We start from the raw sequence: 17,608 nt of genomic DNA, 5'->3' as shown, positions 1-17,608 counted from the left end.
ATTATCATATGTCAACAATAATAAATAGAAAAAAAAATAAAAAATTTAATAAAATAACTATTAGGTTAGCTTCTCCAGAAGTTATATTAAAAGAATCTCATGGAGAAGTTTTGAAACCAGAAACTATAAACTATCGTACTCATAAACCAGAAAGAGATGGTCTTTTCTGTGAAAGAATATTTGGACCGGTAAAAGATTATGAGTGTGCATGTGGAAAATATAAAAGAATTCGTTATAAGGGTATCATATGTGACCGATGTGGAGTTGAAGTAACAGAAAAAAAAGTAAGAAGAGAACGTATGGGGCATATTAGTCTTGTAGTTCCTGTTGTTCATATTTGGTGTTTTCGTTCTTCTCCAAATAAAATTGGATCCTTATTAGGGCTATCATCTAAGAAGCTTGAAATGATGATTTATTATGAAAGATATGTTGTTATTCAAGGAGGATCATCTTTTCGTCCAGATGGAACTTCTTTCCAAAAAGGAGATTTTTTAACAGAAGAAGAATATTTAAATGTTTTAAGCAGCCTTCCAAAAGGAAATCAACAATTAGAAGATTCTAATCCCAACAAATTTATTGCTAAAATGGGAGCAGAATGTATAGAAGACCTTTTAAACCGTATTAATTTAGATACTTTATCACTTGAATTGAGAAATCAAGCTAATAATGAAACTTCTAAACAAAGAAGAATTGAAGCCTTAAAACGTTTACAAGTGGTAGAATCTTTCAGAGAAGGAAAGAAAAATGGTGGATCTCCGTCTTGGATGATTATCCATGTATTATCCGTTATTCCTCCTGAGCTGAGACCATTAGTTCCTTTAGATGGGGGGCGTTATGCTGCTTCGGACATGACAGACTTATATCGTCGCGTACTTATCAGAAATAACCGTTTGAAAAGACTTATAGAAATTAAAGCTCCTGAAGTAATTTTAAGAAATGAAAAAAGAATGCTTCAAGAAGCAGTAGATTCTTTATTTGATAATTCAAGAAAAATATCCGCTGTAAAATCAGAAGCAAACCGTCCTTTGAAATCTTTATCAGACGCTTTAAAAGGAAAACAGGGTCGTTTTAGACAAAATCTCCTTGGAAAAAGAGTGGATTATTCAGCTAGATCGGTTATTGTAGTTGGTCCTCATTTAAAATTACATGAATGTGGACTCCCTAAAGACATGGCAGCAGAACTTTACAAACCATTTATAATTCGTAAGTTAATTGAAAGAGGAATAGTAAAAACAGTAAAATCATCTAAAAAAATTATTGACAAAAGGGATCCTATGATTTGGGACATTTTAGAAAATGTTTTAAGAGGACATCCTGTATTATTAAATAGAGCTCCCACTTTACATAGATTAGGGATTCAAGCTTTTCAACCAAAATTAATAGAGGGAAAAGCTATTCAATTGCATCCTTTAGTTTGTGCTGCTTTTAACGCTGATTTTGATGGAGACCAAATGGCTGTTCATTTACCATTATCGTATGGAGCTATTTTGGAGGCTCAAATTTTAATGTTGGCTTCTCAAAATATATTAAATCCTGCTAATGGATCTCCGATTACAGTTCCTTCTCAAGATATGGTATTAGGATTATATTATATGACAAAACCTTTGTTATCAAATATTAATAATAAAGTTAAAGGGGAAGGATTTATTTTTTATTCACCAGAAGAAGTAGAAATAGCTTATAATCAAAAAGCAGTTGATTTACATGCTTTAATTAAAGTTAAAGTAGATATTCGTTGTGAAGAAAACAATAAACTTGTTAAAAAAATAGTAGAAACTACTGTAGGAAGAGTTTTATTTAATCAAGTAGTTCCAAAAAAAGTAGGATTTATTAATGAATCTCTTACAAAAAAATCATTAAGAGAAATTATCAGTAAAATACTACATCTTACAGATGTTCCAACTACTTCTAACTTTTTAGATGATATTAAAGAATTAGGTTTTTACAACGCATTTAAAGGAGGATTATCTTTTGGATTAGGAGATATTATAATTCCTAATAATAAGAAAGATATGGTAAATAATGCTATTCAACAGGTAGATAATGTTAAAACAAACTATAACATGGGATTAATTACGAATAATGAACGTTATAATCAAATTATTGATATATGGACAAATACTAATTCTATGTTAACAGAAAAAGTAATGAAGTATATGAGAGAAGATAGGCAAGGATTCAATCCTGTTTATATGATGTTAGATTCTGGAGCAAGAGGATCTAAAGAACAAATAAGACAGCTTTCTGGAATGCGTGGATTAATGGCAAAACCCCAAAAAGCTGGTTCTTCTGGAGGAGAAATTATTGAAAATCCAATTTTATCTAATTTTAGAGAAGGATTGTCTATTTTAGAATATTTTATATCTACTCATGGAGCGCGTAAAGGATTAGCTGACACTGCATTAAAAACAGCAGATGCCGGATATTTAACAAGACGTTTAGTTGATGCAGCTCAAGACGTAATAATAAGAATGGAAGATTGTAACACTTTAAGAGGATTAGAAGTATCGGCATTGAAAAAAAATGAAGAAATAGTAGAAACTTTATTTGATAAAATATTAGGTCGTGTATCATTAAACAATGTTTATAATCCAAAAAATAATCAATTAATAATATCTTCTGGTGAAATGATTGATGAAAGATTTGCAAAAACCATTGATGAATCTGGAATAAAAACAGTGGAAGTTAGATCTCCTCTGACTTGTGAAGCAAAAATGGGGATTTGTTCTAAATGTTATGGACGTAATTTATCTACAGGAAAAATAGTACAAAAAGGTGAAGCTGTTGGGGTTATCGCGGCACAATCTATTGGAGAACCTGGTACTCAATTAACATTACGTACTTTTCACGTTGGAGGAACGGCAGGAAATGTAACTGAATCCTCACAAATAGTATCTAAATATAATGGAATTATAGAATTAGAAGATTTAAAATTTGTAAAGGTAAAAAAAGATTCTAAAGAAATAGGAATAGTAGTTTCTAGATCTACAGAAATGAAACTTTTTGATGAGAAAAAATCATCTGTTCTAATGGTAAACAATATACCTTATGGATCATCTTTATATGTTAAACATGGAGATATGTTGAAAGTAGGTGATGTAATTTGTAAATGGGATTTATATAATGCAGTTATTATTGCGGAATTTTCAGGAATTATATCTTATCAGCATTTAGAAGAAGGAATCACTTTTCAAATAGAAATAGATGAACAAACTGGATTTCAAGAAAAAGTAATTACAGAAGTAAGAAATAAAAATTTAGTTCCAGCATTAAAAATATTGGACGACCAAAAGAAAGAATTAAAAGTATATAATCTTCCAGTAGGAGCCCATTTAATGGTAGAAGATGAAGAAAAAATTGATATAGGAAAAATTTTAGTAAAAGTTCCTAGAAAATCCGCTAAGTCTGGAGATATTACAGGAGGTTTACCTCGATTATCTGAATTGTTTGAAGCACGAAATCCTTCTAATCCAGCCGTAGTTTCTGAAATGGATGGAATAGTTAGTCATGGAAAAATTAAAAGAGGAAACAGAGAAATTATTGTGGAATCTAAAACAGGAGAAATTAGAAAATATCTTGTAAAATTATCTAATCAAATTCTTGTTCAGGAAAATGATTATGTAAAAGCAGGAATGCCTTTATCAGATGGAGCTGTAACTCCTAATGATATTTTAAATATTAAAGGTCCTAGAGCTGTTCAAGAATATTTAGTTAAAGAGATACAAGAAGTTTATCGTTTACAAGGAGTAAAAATTAATGATAAACATTTTGAAGTTATTGTTTTACAGATGATGAGAAAAGTAGAAGTTATAGACGTAGGAGATACCAAATTTTTGGAAGGAAGTATAGAGTATAAAGATGATTTTATAGAAGAAAATGATAGAATATATACAATGAAAGTAGTTGAAGATTTTGGAGAATCCGATAATTTTAAAAATGGGGATGTAATTAGTTGTAGAGATTTAAGGAATGAAAATGCTATCTTAAAATATAAGAATAAAAAATTAATAAAAACTAGAAATGCAATTCCGGCTACAGCTAGACCTATATTGCAAGGAATAACAAGAGCGGCTTTACAAACGAAATCTTTCATATCTGCAGCTTCATTTCAGGAAACAACAAAAGTTTTAAGTGAAGCTGCAATAAGTAGTAAAACAGATTATTTGTACGGATTAAAAGAAAATGTAATAGTAGGTCATAAAATTCCTGCAGGAACTGGATTAAGAGAATATGAAAAAATTCAAAAACCAAAAATCATGAAATGAAATTATAATTAATTTAATTTATTTATTTTTCCATTTATTCTTTATTGAAACTGTTTGATTAAAAATTATTTTTTCGAAAGAAATTTTTTCTGTATAAAAATATCCAATTCTTTGGAATTGAAAATGTTCTCCTTCTTTTGCTCTTTTTAAATAAGGTTCCGCATAACCTATAATTTTATTTTTTGATTTTACATTTATACATGTAGAAAAATCCAAGTTTGGATTTCTTTTCAAAAAAAGATAATTATATAAATTAATTTCTACAGGAAAAGAATGTTTTACAGAAACCCAGTGTAAAGTACTTTTTATCCTTTTTTTTGTTTCTGTTTTTTTATTTTTTCCGGACTTACTTTTTGAATCATAAGTGCAATGAATCTCTTTAATTTCTCCTTTGCAATTTTTGATAACTGAGTGAGCTTTTATGATATAAGCATTTTTAAGTCTTACTTCTTTTCCAATACTAAGTCGAAAAAAATTTCTTTCTTCTTTTTCTAAAAAATCATCTTTTTCAATATAGATATATTTTGAAAATGGGATTTTTCTTTTTCCAAAATTTATATTTTCTGGATTATTTTCGGATTCAACCCATTCAGTAGTGTTCATTGAATAATTATCAATTACTAATTTTACTGGATTAAGTACTACCATAACTCTAGGTGCTATTTTATTTAAATGATTTCTAATCCAAAATTCTAGAAAAGATATATCAATAATATTATTTCTTTTTGTAATTCCTACGTTATGAACAAAATTTTTTAAAGAAGTTGAAGTGTATCCTTTGCGACGTAATCCAGATATAGTTAATATACGTGGATCATCCCACGATTGGATAATTTTTTTTTCAATTAAACATTGAATTTTCCTTTTACTAGTTATAGTATGACTTAAATTTAGCCTCGAAAATTCTATTTGTTTGGGAATTATTTTTTTTGATATTTTTTTTGATTTGTGAATTTGATTTATATACCAATTATATAATGGACGTTTGTTTTCAAATTCCAATGAACATAAAGAATGTGATATTTGCTCAATGTAATCACATTGTCCATGTGTCCAATCATAAGTTGGATATATGCACCATTGTAGTCCACATCTGTGATGTTTTCTTTTCAAAATTCTATACATAATAGGATCCCTCATGTTCATATTGGATGAACTCATATTAATTTTAGCTCTTAATACACAAGATCCTTCTTCAAGAAAACCATTTTTCATTCTTTCAAAGAGATATAGATTTTCATCTACAGGTCTATTTCTATAAAAACTATTAATTCCAGATTCAAAAGGATTTTTTCTTTGGAATTGTATGATTTCTTGAGATTGCTCATCAACATAAGCTTTATTTTCTTTAATTAATTTTAAAGACCATTCATAAAGTTTTTGAAAATAATCCGATGCATAACTTTCTATATCCCATTTAAATCCTAGAAAAAGGATATCTTTTTTTATGGATTCTATATATGTTTTACTTTCTCCTATAGGATTAGTATCATCAAATCTTAGATAAACTGGGGATTTATATTTTTTACCTAATTCGAAATTTAGAAAAATAGCTTTTACATGTCCAATATGGAGGTAACCATTTGGTTCAGGAGGAAAACGAAATTTAATTTTTTCAATAGGAAATCCATTTTCTATATCCTTTTCTATAATTCTTTCAATAAAATGTAAATTTGATTTTATTTTAAATAATAATTAAAGATCAATTATAATGCGAATATAATTAATTTTTTAAAAAAATATACTTTTGTTTTTATGTTATTTTAATAATTGTAATTTGAATTATTTAGAAACCGTTAGATGGATTTTAAATCGTATTCCAGTTTATCAAACATCAGGAATAAAATCATACAAACCAGGTTTAAAAAGAATAAAAAACTTTTGTTCCCGTTTAGGGAATCCTCAGATTTTTTTTAAAAGTATACATGTAGGCGGCACCAATGGAAAAGGATCTACAGTTCATATGTTATCTTCTATTTTGCAAGAAGAAAAATATAAAATTGGACTATTTACTTCTCCTCATTTAATAGATTTTAGAGAAAGAATAACTTGCAATGGTAATTTGATAGAAAAAGATTTTATTGTTTCTTTTATCAAAAAGAATAAAGAATTTATAGAAAAAGAAAAAATTTCATTTTTCGAAATGAATACAGCTTTAGCTTTTCAATATTTTAAAGAAATAAAAGTTGATATAGCAATTATTGAAGTTGGAATGGGAGGAAGATTGGATTCGACAAATTTAATTTTTCCAGAAATATCTGTAATAACAAATGTTAGTATAGATCATACACAATTGCTTGGAGAAAGCGAATTAGAAATTGCTTCAGAAAAAGCAGGAATAATTAAAAAAAACGTATCAGTAATAATAGGAAGAAAAATTCCGAAAAGTGTACAATTTATTTTTATACAGAAAGCTTTGAAAAAAAACTCTCCAATTTATTTCTCTTTAAAAAAAGAAGAAAATGTAGAATATAAAATTCCTTTTGAAAAAGTCAGTTATCAAAATTTAAATCGAAGTCTTGTATTAAGAATTGTAAATATTTTACATTATAGAAAAAACATAACTATATCTAATCAGTCTATAAAAAAAGGATTAAAAAATGTAGTAAGAAATACAAATTTTAAGGGACGTTGGCAAATATTACAAAAAAATTGTCCAAAAATTATTTGTGATATAGCTCATAATGAAGAAGGAGTACTTATGATTAATCATCAGTTAAAAAAAGAATTTTATAATGAATTACATTTAATTTTGGGATTTGTTAAAGATAAAAAGGTGGATAATTTATTAAAACACTTTCCTACTGAATCTTTTTATTATTTTTGTCAACCTAAAATTGATAGAAAACTATCTATTTATGATTTAAAAATATTAGTTAATAAAACATGTCAATATCAAGATCGTAATAAAATAAAATTTTTTCATTCTGCAAAAAATGCTTTTTTATGTGCTAAAAAAAAAGCTAAAAAAGATGATTTAATATTAGTAAGTGGAAGCACATTTATCGTCTCTGAAATTCTAATATTATAAATATTTTTATTACATTTGATGAATGATTTTATTATTATAATAAATTAAATAAGGGCAATTAGCTCAGTTTGGTTTAGAGCATCTGTTTTACAAGCAGGAGGTCACTGGTTCAAATCCAGTATTGCCCACAGTTTTCATTAAAATAAAACTTAAAATTTTTTCTTTTTCATTTGGATTAAACCATTTTACAGAAGAATCTTTTCTATACCAAGTTAATTGTTTTTTTGCGTATCTCCTGGTATTTATCTTTATTTTTTCTATGGTTTCGTTTAAACAATCTTTTTTATGAAAAATAGATTCAAAGATCTCCTTATAACCTATAGTTTGTAAACTATTTAAATTTCTGTAAGGATAATATAGTTTTGCTTCATCTATTAATCCTTTATTAATCATATTATTTACTCTGTTATTTATTCTAGAATAGATTTCATATCTAGGGAGAATTAATCCAATTTTAAAAATTGAGAAATTTCTTTTCTTTGATTCTTTTTTGAAAAAAACTGAAGGAGTATATCCTGTAGATTTTACAATTTCTAAGTATCGTAGTAAACGTCTTGGATTATTAATGTCTATTATAGATTTATTTTTATTATTAACTTTTAACTTTTTGAATTCTTCTTGAAGAAAAGATATTCCTCTTTTTTTAAAATTAAAAATTAAGTTATTTCTAATATTTAAATCTATTTCTGGAAAATTGTCTAATCCTTCTGTTATAGCTTTTTCATATAATCCAGATCCTCCAACCATAATTAAAATGGGGTACTTTACGAATAATTCATTAATTTTTTTCAGACAATCTTTCTCAAAAAGTTTAGCATTATAAATATCGTGAATACTAATATGTCCTATAAAATGATGTTGTATCTTAGAAAGATCTAATTCTGTAGGCATAGAAGTTCCTATTTTTAATTCTTTATAAAATTGTCTGGAATCAGAAGACAAAATTTCAGTTTTTAGTTTTTCAGCTAAATACAGAGATATATAAGTTTTTCCAACACATGTTGGTCCTAAAATAAAAACAATAAACTTTTGATTCAATTTTATACTTTGTAAATTTTTATAACATATTTTTTATTTTGGAAAGATTTTTATACATCCAAAAATCAGCTAAAACTAAAGCAGTCATTGACTCTACTATAGGAATTGCACGTGGTAAAACACAGGGATCATGTCTTCCTTTTCCTTCTAAAAGAATAGAATTTCCACATTTATCTATAGTTTTTTGTTTTTTCATTATTGTAGCTACAGGTTTAAAAGCTATTTTAAAATAAATATCCATTCCATTTGAGATTCCTCCTTGTATTCCTCCAGAAAAATTTGTTTTAGTTTTACCATCTTTATTAAATAAATCATTGTGTTGAGTTCCAGTTAATTTAGTTCCATAAAAACCACTTCCGTATTCAAATCCTTTAACTGCATTGATTGAAAGCATTGCTTTTCCAAGTTCAGCATGTAACTTATCGAAAACAGGTTCTCCTATGCCTACGGGTGCATTTTTTACTACACAAGTAATAGTTCCTCCTATTGTATCTCCTTTATTTTTTATTTCCTTAATTTTAGATATCATTTTTTCCGCAACTAATGAATCAGGACACCTTATAGGATATTTTTCTATAGATTCTCTTGATAAATCTAACTCTTGATAAGATTTATTAATTGATATATTTCCTACAGATGAAACATAAGATATAATTTTTATACCTTTTATTAATTGCTTAGCAACGGATCCAGCTACTACTCTGCATATTGTTTCTCTAGCAGAAGAACGTCCTCCACCTCTATAATCTCTAATTCCATATTTATTTTCATATGTAAAATCTGAATGAGATGGACGATAAGTATTTTTTATATGTTTGTAATCATCTGATTTATGGTCTTTATTATAAATAATAAAACCTATTGGAGTTCCTGTTGTTTTATTTTCAAAAATTCCTGATAAAAAATTAACTCTGTCAGGTTCGTTTCTAGAAGTAACTATAGATGATTGACCTGGTTTTCTACGATTCAATTCATATTGAATTTCTTCTAAATTTAGTTCTAAACCAGCAGGACACCCATCTATAATCCCTCCTAAAGCCATTCCATGACTCTCTCCAAAAGTACTAACTCTGAACAAATTACCAAAAATATTTCCTGCCATACATAATTAGTTTTTTATTTCTATAGAAATAGGTCTTCCCAAATGGTTTATTCTACTCATCCCAACAAGTATTTTGTTTCTATAACGTTTTTCAACTTCAAATAATGAAGAATTCGACAAAATTTTTATATGTCCGATATGAATATGAGAATTTTTAACTGCTTGATTAATTAAATTAATTAATCCTAATTTTGTTAATTTATCTTTAAATCCTCTATTTAGAAACAATTTAGATAAAGATTCTTTTTTTAATTTTCTAGATTTTGATTGAATTTTTTTTCTAAATTTAAATTTATTGTTTAAAAAATTTTTCTTATTATAAGAAGTGTTATAAACATAATTTATATCTTTAGAACTTTTATAATAGTCAATGAAACGTTTAAATTCAATCCAAGAAAAACGTTTAATTAGTTCACTTTTATCAAACAGTTCTAATTTTTTTTGTATTTCAGGAACGAATTTGTTCATTAATTGTTCATTAACAACAACTTTTTTAACTTTTTCTATAAAAAAAATTAATTGTTTTTCACATATTTCTTTTCCATTAGGAACCATAAAGCGTTCGAATTTTTTTCCAATTTTTTTTTCAACTTCTTTTAAATTTCTTAATTCTTTATTTTGTATAATACAAACGGAAATTCCAGATTTCCCAGCCCTACCTGTTCGTCCACTTCTATGAACGTATATTTCGCTTTCTTTCGGAAGACTATAATTAATAACATGGGTTATATTATGAACATCAAGTCCACGAGCAGCAACATCTGTCGCAACCAAAAATTGTAAACTTTTGTTTCTAAATTTATTCATAACAAATTCACGTTGTGCTTGTGAAAGATCTCCGTATAGAGAATCAGCGTTATATCCATCTTTTATAAGATATTCAGATATTTCTTTAGTTTCTTTTTTTGTACTACAAAATATAATTCCATAAATTCCAGGATTAACGTCAACAATTCTTCTTAAAGCTAAATATTTTTTGCTTAAGTGATTAACTACGTAATAAATATGTTTAATATCGTCAGATCCAACATTTTTTGGACCTGAAGTTATTTCCAAAGGATTTATTAAATAATTGTGTGCAATAACACTTATGTACTTAGACATTGTTGCTGAAAAAAGGAGGCTTTGTCTTTTTTTTGGAAGAATTTTTATTATGTAATCTAACTCTTCTTTAAATCCCATATTTAACATTTCATCTGCTTCATCAAGAATTAAGTATTTTATTTTTTCAAGATTCAATTTTTTTCTTTTAATTAAATCAATAATTCTTCCGGGTGTTCCTATTATTATGTGAGTTTTATTTCTTAACGATTTAATTTGAGAATCTATACTTACTCCTCCATATAAGGAGATAATTTTTATTTTCAATAAAAATCTGGAAAATAAACAAAAATCACGAGTAATTTGTATACAAAGCTCTCTTGTGGGACATAAAATGAAGGCTTGTGGATCATTTATGTGATAATTTATTTTTTGAATAATTGGTAATCCAAAAGCAGCTGTTTTTCCTGTTCCTGTTTGAGCTAATGCGATGACATCTCTTTCTGAAGAAAGTAAAAATGGAATAATTTTCTCCTGTATAGGGGTAGGATACTGAAATCCAATAGCTTCTAGAGCTTTAATAATATTTTCATTAAAAAAGTTATATTCTTTAAATGTTTTTTTCATAAGAAGAAAAGAATGTTTAAAAATGACATTTCATATTATATAATATAAGTTAATATGCTGTATTAACAAATATAGATAATTATTATTAACTATAAATAACTAATTGATTATTAATTACTTATAATTAATAAGTTTTTTAGTTATCATTTCATATCTTATAAAAAGTAGAATAGCCGAGATAGATAATCCTAATCCCAAACCTATCCAAATTCCTATTCCTCCTATTTTAATAGATAGAAACCATGCAGTAGGTAAAGCTATAATCCAATAAGAAAAAAAACTAATCCACATAGGAATATGAGTGTCTTGCAATCCTCTTAATAATCCAAGTATAATTCCTTGTAATCCATCAGATAATTGAAATAAACTAGCAACTAAAATCATTTTTTTTGCAATTATTACAACTTCACTATCATTTTCATTATATATGAATATATATGGAATATAATTCCTAAAGAAAAAAAAGAAAAGACTGCAAGTGAACATAAAAATGAATCCCATTAAAAGAATAGATTTTCCTATCATTCTTAATTCAGAGTATTTTTTTAAGGAAAATCGATTTCCTATTCTTACTGTTGCTGCTACGGAAAGTCCAGTACTAAGCAAAAATGTGGAAGAAACTAAATTGATAACTATTTGGTGAGCAGCAAGTACTGTTACTCCACATTTTCCTGATATGAAAGAAGAAATAGAAAAAACACTCATTTCAAATAACATATGAAATCCAGAAGGAACGCCTATTTTTAGTATTTTTTTTAAATATTTTTTTTTCAAAAAAAAATATTTAAAATGATTATAATAACAACGCACTTTTTTATATCTATATAATAAAAATGGAATTCCTATTAACATTACAATACGAGATATTAATGTGGAAAAAGCAATACCAATAATTCCTAATTTTGGAAAAATCCAAATTCCTTTAATAAAAAGGAAGTTTAATATTATATTAATAATAGCTGAGATCCATGTAATTAAAAGCCCAGGTAAAATTAAAGATAAGCCTTCCGAAAATTTTCTAAAAGCTTCAAACATCATCCATGGAATAAAAGAAATAGATATTATCTTTAAAAAAGATACAGTATCATCTAATATTTCTGGAGGTTGTCCTAAATAAGGCATTATTATTAAAAATACATGTGTTAACCCATACATAATTATGGATAAGAAAAAATTAATGATTAATCCATGATAGAAAATAATAGCTCCTTTTTTATAATTGTTTTTAGCATTTATGGATGATATTATGGAAGAAATAGAAGTTGATACTCCTAATCCGAAAATAATTACAATAAAAAAAATTGAATTTGCTAATGAAACAGAAGATAAAGCTTTTTTCCCCAAATAACCAACCATTATATTGTCAGAAATTCCTACAAATATAACACCCAATTGGGTAAAAAATACAGGAGTTGCTAACAAAAAATTTTCTTTAATATGTTGAAAATATGTTTTATTTTTTTTAATAAACTCCTTATTTTAAAAAGTGAAAAAATTATTTTAATTAACCCCCAGTTATTATTGAGTAAATAATATTTAACATTATATATATAATGTTATTTATTGTAATGACTTTATAATAATATTATATCAATTAGCCTAATAATAAAATAATAAAAATTAGTTATTTAATTATTTAGTTTAATAAAAGGTAATTTTACCAATTTAACGGGTATTACTTTATTTCTTATTGAAAGAAAAACGGAATTCACTTTATAATTATTCCATAAATACCCTAATCCTATTCCTTTCTTTAAAACTGGAGAGAAACTTCCAGAAGTCACATTTCCAATAACATTATCATTATCATCCATTAATGGATATCCTTTTCTTGGAATTTTTCCTTTTTCATCTATAATAAAAGATATAAATTTTTTATGTTTTCTTATTTTTTTCTTTTGTTCTTGTAATATTTTTTTTCCAATGAATTCTTTTTCAAATTTTGTAATCCAAGATAACCCAGCTTCTATTGGAGTTGTATCTTCACAAATATCCTGTCCATACAAACGATATCCCATTTCTAATCTTAATGAATTTCTACTTGCTATTCCACAAGGAATTATTTTATTTTTTCCTATTTCCAAAATATCATTCCATATTTTTTCTGTTTTTTCATTAGGAACATAAATTTCTAATCCTTTAGATCCTGTGTATCCAGTACAAGAAATAAATATTTTTTCGAATCCTGAAAATTTACCTATTTTAAAATGGTAAAAAGGAATTTTATCTAATGAAATGTTAGTCAAATTCTGAACATAAGATAATGAAAGTGGACCTTGAATTGCTAACAGAGAATATTTTTTAGATAGATCTATAAGATTTATATCATCATAATGATATTTATTAATATAATAATTTATCCAGTTTTTATTTTTTTCAATATTAATAGCGTTAACTATGAGTAATAATTTTTCTTCAGATATTTTATAAATTACTAAATCATCTATAATTCCTCCATTATTGTTAATTAAACAATTATATTGGGCTTGTCCTATTTTTATTTTTAGTAAATCGTTTGTAGTTAAATATTGCATTAATTTTATTGTATTTTTTCCGCATAAAATGAATTTTCCCATATGACTTACGTCAAAAATACCGGATTTTTTTCTTACTGCCATATGTTCCTCTAAAGATGAGGTATATTGAAGTGGCATATAAAATCCACAAAAATTTACCATTTTTGCATTTAAACATATGTGATTTTTATATAAAATTGTTTTTTCTAAATTATTATTTTCCATCATATTCAACAAAATTATTTTCTGTTTCGTACAAAGTTATTTTTAAATCTAAATTGGATGATATTTTTTTATTTATTCTATTCCACATAAAAATAACAATGTTTTCTGCAGTAGGATTTATAGAAGAAAATTCTTTCAAATCTAAATTAATATTTTTATGGTCAAAAAATTTATCTATTTCTTCATAAAGAAGATCTCCCAATTTTTGTAAATTAAGTACAAATCCTGTTTTTGGATCAACTTTTCCAGTTACGCTAACTATATAACTATAATTATGACCATGGTAATGCGCGCATTTTCCAAAAAATTCTATATTTTTTTGATAATCCCAATGATTATTATAAAGTTTATGAGCTGCGCTAAAATGACTTTTTTTATTTATTGTTACGATTTTCATTAAAAAAATTTTTAGTTATAGAAATAATTGACATAATTATCAAGAATTATTTTTAACCAAATTGTATAGGAATTTGGATTAATACGAATATTTTTTATTAATTCATTCAATGAAATCCATTTCCAACATTCAACTTCTTTATGATTAATGATTGGAGGTTTTTCATAATTACCCATAAAAACATGATCTAATTCGTATTCTATTAATCCATTACTCAAAAATTCATTATAAGAAAAAGAAAATATTTGTTTTAAAAAACAATCAAATCCCATTTCTTCCATTAAACAACGATGTGCCGCTTTTAAAATAGATTCATCCTTTTTAGGATGAGTACAACATGTGTTAGTCCATAATAAAGAAGAATGATATTTCATTGAAGATCTTTTTTGCAACATTAAATTATTTTTTGTATCAAAAACAAATACAGAAACAGCACTATGAAAAAGTCCTTCTGAATGAATTTTTTCTTTTTTTTCGAATCCAATAATTTTATTTTTTTCCCCTATTAAAGGAATAAAATCATTATTTGATATTTTTTCCATAATTAAAAATTATTTTATTATAAAATTAACGTTAAAAAAATTTAAAAGATTAAATAAATTATCTTAATAAATTTATTTGTAATAAGTAAGAAATGAATGAAAAAATCCAAAATTTACTGAATGAATTAAACAATTTTAAAAAAAATACACTAATGAATATATTGTGTATTCAATTTATTTATATATCTACAAAATTAGATTCTTTGATAGCAAAAATGCCAATAAACAATAAAATTCTTCAACCTTTTGGATATTTACATGGTGGAGCTACAATGGTTTTTGCCGAAAGTGTTGGTAGTTGTTTATCTTTTATTAACCGAAATAAGAAAAAAAATGAACTAGTTTTTAATATTGAAATATCTGTAAATCATATTCAATCTATTAAAAAAGGAATTTTATTTGCTAAAGCAAAAATTATTCATAAAGGAAAAAGTTTACATTTAATTAAAATTGATATTTATAATGAAAAAAAAAATATCAGTTTCTGTAAGATGACTAACATTGTAATTTGCAAGTGAAAAAAATTAGTATTTTTTCTTTATATAAAAAAATTATAAAAAATTTTTGGAATAAAAATAAATTCGTTGTTTTTAAAAAACCTTATGAAAATAAAATATTTTTTTATTCCCATTCCAATTCCAATTGTAGTTATAAAAAAAAGTTCTTTTTAATTAAAGATTTTGATGATAATTATACCGTAAAAATAATTCCAAAAAAAATATATTTTTCAGATATACAAAAATTTTTTGTAGAAACTTATTCTGAAAATAATTCTTCTTTTTTAACTTATTCTTTTGAATATGAAAAATTGATTAAAAAAGCAATAGAAAAAATAAAAGAAGGATTTTTTAAAAAAGTTGTTGTATCTAGATCTATAGAAATTTCTTTTCATAATTTCTATTTTAGAAAAACTTTTCAAAACCTAATTTATTCTTATCCAAATTCTTTAGTTAGTCTTTGGTATGATATTAATCATGGAATTTGGATAGGATGTTCTCCTGAATTATTAATGAAATCTTGTAAAAGAAAACTTAAGATTATTCCTTTAGCAGGAACTATTTGGGGGAACAGAAAAAAATGGACGAAAAAAGAAATAATGGAACATAATATTGTAATAAAATATATTGTTCATTTATTAGAATCTTATAAAGGATTTATTTATTTAAAGAATACTAAAACTATAAAAATAGGACATTTAAAGCATTTAGAAACTGAAATATCCTTTCATTTTTTAGAAAAACCTAATTATTATGAAATACTAAATCAATTACATCCCACACCTTCTATTTGTGGATATCCAAAAAAAGAATCTTTGAATTTTATTCAGAAATATGAAGGATATAAAAGAGATTTCTATACAGGATATATTGGTCTTGTGAATCAAGATAATATGGAACTATATCTTCATTTAAGATGTGCAAAAATTCAGGAAGAAAAAAAAAAAATCACTTTATATTCTGGAAGTGGAGTAACAATAGACAGTGATATAAATCAAGAATATATGGAAACAGAAAATAAAGTAAAAAATATTCTTTCTCAACTTTTTTTTAAATGATTTTTTCTATAAAATGGTCGTATTATTAAACGAACACTTTTGTTATAATTCAAATATTGAATAATCCAATTTGTCAAGGCTATCACTCTGTTTCTAACTCCGTTTAAACTAACTAAATGAACAAACATCCAAATAATCCATGCTAAAAAACCTTTTAATTTAAAGTAAGGAAAGTCACATACAGCTTTGTTTCTACCAATGGTTGCCATAGAACCTAGATTTTTGTAAACAAAAGGTTTAATATCTTTTCGGTTATTTAAATCTTGATTAAAATTTTTAGCTAAATAATTTCCTTCTTGAATAGCAGGTTGTGCAGTCATAGGATGTCCATTTGGATAGGATTTCATATAAGCAACATCTCCAATAGCGAAAACGTTTTCATATTTTATAGTTTTTAAATAATCGTCTACTAAAATTCTATTTTTCATTAAATCTTCTTTCAAAAATCCCTTAATAATAGCTCCTTTTACTCCAGCTGCCCATATTACATTAGAAGATTCTATTTTTAAATTTTTTTCTAAAAAAACTATTTTCCCATCATAATCTTTAACTAAACAATTTAACCAAATAATAACTCCTAATTCTTTTAGATTTTTATAGGCTTCATTTGCAGACTTTTTAGACATACCATCTAATAATCTTGATGTTGCTTGCAATAAATAAATATTCATAGACTGAATGTCTAAATCAGGGTAATCATGTGGAAGAATATACTTTTTCATTTCAGCTAAAGATCCAGCAAGTTCTACTCCAGTTGGCCCCCCCCCTACAATAACGAAAGTCATCAATCTTTCTTTTTCTTTAATATCTTTTGTTAGTAGAGCAGATTCAAAATCTTGTAAAATAAGACTTCTTATATTTAAAGCTTCTGGAATCGATTTCATTGGTAATGAAAAAGATTCGATGTTTTTATTACCAAAATAATTAGTTACGGAACCTGTAGCTACAATTAAATAATCATAATTTAGATTTCCAACATTAGTATATATTTTTTGTTTATCAGTATTAATGTAATGAACATAGGCTAGTCTAAAAAAAAAGTTTTTTGTTTTTTTAAAAATATTTCTGATAGAATGAGCTATAGAATCTGGTTCTAATCCAGCTGTAGCTACTTGATATAATAATGGTTGAAAAGTATGATAATTATTTTTGTCTATAAGAACAACTTGAAACTTATCTCTTCTTAATTTTTTTGCTACTTGCAATCCAGCAAATCCAGCTCCAATAATGACGATTCTTTTTAGATTATTTTTTGTTGGAATATTCATC

General features: G+C 25.6%; 13 protein-coding genes and 1 tRNA gene. 5 read left to right on the top strand and 9 right to left on the bottom strand.

The window, feature by feature from the left end:
• Nucleotides 1–8 precede the first annotated feature (8 nt).
• Nucleotides 9–4,265: a DNA-directed RNA polymerase subunit beta' gene (rpoC, locus tag H0H51_RS02215; protein ID WP_185876698.1), complete on the top strand. Its 4,257-nt coding sequence runs from the start codon at nucleotides 9–11 to the stop codon at nucleotides 4,263–4,265.
• A gap of 18 nt (nucleotides 4,266–4,283) precedes the next feature.
• Here rpoC and glnS read toward each other — a convergent pair whose 3' ends face one another.
• Nucleotides 4,284–5,948 (bottom strand): glutamine--tRNA ligase, encoded by a 1,665-nt coding sequence (gene glnS, locus H0H51_RS02210; RefSeq protein ID WP_185877128.1) that lies wholly within the window; start codon nucleotides 5,946–5,948, stop codon nucleotides 4,284–4,286.
• A 94-nt stretch (nucleotides 5,949–6,042) separates the two neighbouring features.
• Between glnS and H0H51_RS02205 the strand changes: the two genes are divergently transcribed.
• A complete protein-coding gene (locus H0H51_RS02205; protein WP_185876697.1) occupies nucleotides 6,043–7,296 on the top strand; it encodes a bifunctional folylpolyglutamate synthase/dihydrofolate synthase in 1,254 nt (417 codons plus the stop codon).
• 52 nt (nucleotides 7,297–7,348) lie between these two features.
• Nucleotides 7,349–7,424 (top strand) — tRNA-Val (locus H0H51_RS02200).
• On the opposite strand, the gene miaA is transcribed toward H0H51_RS02200, so the two are convergent.
• The 7 genes from miaA to idi form a co-directional block, all read right to left on the bottom strand.
• Nucleotides 7,384–8,334, bottom strand: a complete 951-nt coding sequence (gene miaA / locus H0H51_RS02195; protein WP_185877127.1) for a tRNA (adenosine(37)-N6)-dimethylallyltransferase MiaA — start codon at nucleotides 8,332–8,334, stop codon at nucleotides 7,384–7,386. The genes H0H51_RS02200 and miaA overlap by 41 nt on opposite strands.
• A 19-nt stretch (nucleotides 8,335–8,353) precedes the next feature.
• Nucleotides 8,354–9,436, bottom strand: a complete 1,083-nt coding sequence (aroC, locus tag H0H51_RS02190) for a chorismate synthase (RefSeq protein WP_185876696.1) — start codon at nucleotides 9,434–9,436, stop codon at nucleotides 8,354–8,356.
• A 6-nt stretch (nucleotides 9,437–9,442) separates the two neighbouring features.
• The gene (locus tag H0H51_RS02185) at nucleotides 9,443–11,104 is read right to left on the bottom strand and encodes a DEAD/DEAH box helicase (RefSeq protein ID WP_185876695.1); all 1,662 of its coding nucleotides are present in this window, start codon (nucleotides 11,102–11,104) and stop codon (nucleotides 9,443–9,445) included.
• 114 nt (nucleotides 11,105–11,218) lie between these two features.
• Nucleotides 11,219–12,526, bottom strand: coding sequence for an MATE family efflux transporter (locus H0H51_RS02180; protein WP_185876694.1), 1,308 nt, complete (start codon nucleotides 12,524–12,526; stop codon nucleotides 11,219–11,221).
• Between the two features lie 206 nt (nucleotides 12,527–12,732).
• On the bottom strand, nucleotides 12,733–13,845 hold the full coding sequence (gcvT, locus tag H0H51_RS02175; protein WP_185877126.1) for a glycine cleavage system aminomethyltransferase GcvT: 1,113 nt from the start codon (nucleotides 13,843–13,845) through the stop codon (nucleotides 12,733–12,735).
• Complete coding sequence (locus H0H51_RS02170; protein WP_185876693.1) at nucleotides 13,835–14,242, bottom strand: 6-pyruvoyl trahydropterin synthase family protein; 408 nt, start codon at nucleotides 14,240–14,242, stop codon at nucleotides 13,835–13,837. Before H0H51_RS02170 ends, gcvT begins: the two co-directional genes overlap by 11 nt.
• An 11-nt stretch (nucleotides 14,243–14,253) precedes the next feature.
• Complete coding sequence (gene idi, locus H0H51_RS02165; RefSeq protein ID WP_185876692.1) at nucleotides 14,254–14,784, bottom strand: isopentenyl-diphosphate Delta-isomerase; 531 nt, start codon at nucleotides 14,782–14,784, stop codon at nucleotides 14,254–14,256.
• Nucleotides 14,785–14,936: 152 nt separating this feature from the next.
• Between idi and H0H51_RS02160 the strand changes: the two genes are divergently transcribed.
• The gene (locus H0H51_RS02160) at nucleotides 14,937–15,302 is read left to right on the top strand and encodes a PaaI family thioesterase (protein WP_394798400.1); all 366 of its coding nucleotides are present in this window, start codon (nucleotides 14,937–14,939) and stop codon (nucleotides 15,300–15,302) included.
• Nucleotides 15,299–16,339 carry a chorismate-binding protein gene (locus H0H51_RS02155; RefSeq protein WP_185876690.1) on the top strand — a complete coding sequence of 347 codons (1,041 nt, stop codon included), beginning with the start codon at nucleotides 15,299–15,301 and terminating at the stop codon, nucleotides 16,337–16,339. The genes H0H51_RS02160 and H0H51_RS02155 overlap by 4 nt, the downstream gene beginning before the upstream one ends.
• On the opposite strand, the gene H0H51_RS02150 is transcribed toward H0H51_RS02155, so the two are convergent.
• Nucleotides 16,321–17,607 carry an NAD(P)/FAD-dependent oxidoreductase gene (locus tag H0H51_RS02150; RefSeq protein ID WP_185876689.1) on the bottom strand — a complete coding sequence of 429 codons (1,287 nt, stop codon included), beginning with the start codon at nucleotides 17,605–17,607 and terminating at the stop codon, nucleotides 16,321–16,323. The two genes, H0H51_RS02155 and H0H51_RS02150, sit on opposite strands and share 19 nt — an antisense overlap.
• Nucleotide 17,608: the final 1 nt, after the last annotated feature.

The organism is Blattabacterium cuenoti (genome assembly GCF_014251995.1).
GTDB lineage: Bacteria > Bacteroidota > Bacteroidia > Flavobacteriales > Blattabacteriaceae > Blattabacterium > Blattabacterium cuenoti_AE.
Note: the sequence above shows the minus strand (reverse complement) of the source record. Positions and strands in the feature narration are given on the sequence as shown.

Coding starts and splice junctions, on each gene's coding strand:
- H0H51_RS02150 (WP_185876689.1), bottom strand. CDS start 17,607: ATGAATATTCCAACAAAAAATAATCTAAAAAGAATCGTCATTATTGGA.
- idi (WP_185876692.1), bottom strand. CDS start 14,784: ATGGAAAAAATATCAAATAATGATTTTATTCCTTTAATAGGGGAAAAA.
- H0H51_RS02160 (WP_394798400.1), top strand. CDS start 14,937: ATGAATATATTGTGTATTCAATTTATTTATATATCTACAAAATTAGAT.
- H0H51_RS02185 (WP_185876695.1), bottom strand. CDS start 11,104: ATGAAAAAAACATTTAAAGAATATAACTTTTTTAATGAAAATATTATT.
- gcvT (WP_185877126.1), bottom strand. CDS start 13,845: ATGGAAAATAATAATTTAGAAAAAACAATTTTATATAAAAATCACATA.
- H0H51_RS02170 (WP_185876693.1), bottom strand. CDS start 14,242: ATGAAAATCGTAACAATAAATAAAAAAAGTCATTTTAGCGCAGCTCAT.
- aroC (WP_185876696.1), bottom strand. CDS start 9,436: ATGGCAGGAAATATTTTTGGTAATTTGTTCAGAGTTAGTACTTTTGGA.
- rpoC (WP_185876698.1), top strand. CDS start 9: ATGTCAACAATAATAAATAGAAAAAAAAATAAAAAATTTAATAAAATA.